Here is a 2065-nt window from a genome sequence, read left to right on the forward strand (position 1 = left end):
GATATTGCCGCGACCTTTGGCAGCTACTGCATGGGTGAAATACATGGTGACATTGGCCAGCCAGAAATTCTTCACCACAGTTTGACGTACCTTGCGATGCGCGAAGGCGATGAGGTGCAATCGCTGAATTTGCCTAAACCGCAAGTGAGCGCTTCGATTTCACCGCTGTTTAGCTTAATACGCAATGCGATTGGCGATTTGAATCATATGAACGCTCACATGGGTTATCAACTTGATCGTCAAACTCGCAAGTTACAAGAAAGCTACCGTCGTGACAGTCGCACGGGGCTGCAAAATCGCGTGGCGCTGCAAGAGCGCTTAAGTCACATCGATTGTGACGAGCATTTGTTAACGCTTAAGCTACTCAATTTCAGCCACATCAACGAAAAGTACGGGTATCGAGTCGGAGACCAGCTGCTCAAAGATCTGTCGATGCATTTTACCAATCGATTGAGAAAGCGCTTAGGCATGCCAGCGGCGCTGCAACTGTACAGCATTGGTGTAGGTGAGTGGGCTTTTGTGTTTAAGGCTGAACAAAGTAGCGAGACGATAAAACAGCACTTTACTCGTTTTGCTGATGCGGTTGAGCAAACTAACTTTGAGCCGCTCGGCCTGCGCGAAATTGATTACTTGTCTATTTCCTTGTGTGGTGGCTTGGTTAGCCGTCGTGATTTTCCTTCGGCTTCTCCTGATGAGCTCTTATTAAAAGGCATAGAAGCGCGTCGTTCTGGCGTTCGCAGCAACACGCATATTTGCAACGCTAAAGACATCGAAGTCAGTGAAGATGTACGTAAAGAGCAACTAGGGTGGTTGAGTTGCGTCAGTCGCGCGATTCTTAAGCAGAACATCATTACGTATAGCCAACCGATTGTGCACGCTTACAGTCATCTTCCTGCCAGCCAAGAATGTCTGGTGCGGATTTTAGAAGAAGATGGAACAGTGATTGCGCCGGGGCGATTTTTACCGATCATCTCAGACACGCATTTGTACACCAGATTGAGTCGTCACATGATCCGCTCGACGCTGCATTACATGCGAGATAAGAAAGGGGATTTCTCGATTAACCTGTCTCCGCAAGATTTGTTGAGCGACAAAACGTTGATGTTGCTGGAGCATGAAATCAGCCAGTTGAATGACCCGACGCGGATAGGGCTGGAAGTACTGGAGTCTGAACAGATTAAAGATTACGGTCGTATGATAGAAGTGTGCAGCCATTTCAGAAAACTGGGTGCGCGCATTATCGTGGACGATTTTGGTTCTGGATACTCCAATATTGATGAGATCTTAAAGCTAGAGCCGGAAGTGATAAAGCTGGATGGCAGCTTGATTCGAGACATCGATAAGGATTTAAAGCAGCGCAAAATAGCTTCTCAGTTGGTGCGTTTGTGCCAGGTGTTTAATGCAGAAACGGTCGCAGAGTTTGTGCACAATCGAGAGGTGTGCAAAATCGCGCAGGATATGGGCGTCGATTATCTGCAAGGCTACTACTTAGGTGAACCTACGCGTCTGTTTTAGTCGTGTTTCACGTGAAACAATGCCAATAAAAAAACGCAGCCTTGGCTGCGTTTTTTGTTTCGTCGATTGGGTTTACTCGAGAGAGTGTGTTGACTGCTTGATAGTATGGCCACTTTTCTCGGCTTGGAACAGCGCAAGGTAGTGAGCAAAGAACGTATGCATTTGCTGTTGGTTATCTTGTTCACCAAGTTGACCTAATAAATGGGCAGCAACCTCAAAGGTGCACAAGTTGCCTTGTTGCTGATTACGTCGCAGTTGATATTGAGAATCGGCGAGTGCGGAAAGTCCCATGGTAGGGATACCTTCTAACCAGCGACTCTTATTGATCATCTTGCGTGCTTCTTGCCAGGTGGCATCCAAAATAATGTACAGCGGCATTTTGGCTTGTTGCTGGCTTTGCATTTCCACATGTTCGAGTGTGATGCTTTCTTCACTTGGGAATAAAATCACCGGGTACAGCGAAGGATCAGCCAAGCGAGTGAGCAACTCTGCTGGTGGTTGTTTGCGATCCCAGATTGCTTGCTCGACGTTGAGTTGGCAATGCTGTAAT

At 47.3% G+C, this 2065-nt stretch carries 2 protein-coding genes; one reads left to right on the forward strand and one right to left on the reverse strand.

The annotated features are described in order from the left end of the window. The coding region (locus R7P67_RS23305) for an EAL domain-containing protein (protein ID WP_318086129.1) at nucleotides 1–1515 on the forward strand (1515 nt) is incomplete at its 5' end. Between the two features lie 72 nt (nucleotides 1516–1587). On the opposite strand, the gene R7P67_RS23310 is transcribed toward R7P67_RS23305, so the two are convergent. Next, nucleotides 1588–2065, reverse strand: a 478-nt coding sequence (locus R7P67_RS23310; RefSeq protein WP_318086130.1) for a tRNA-uridine aminocarboxypropyltransferase, incomplete at its 5' end; no start/stop codon positions are given.

This window comes from Vibrio sp. Vb0937 (assembly GCF_033338855.1).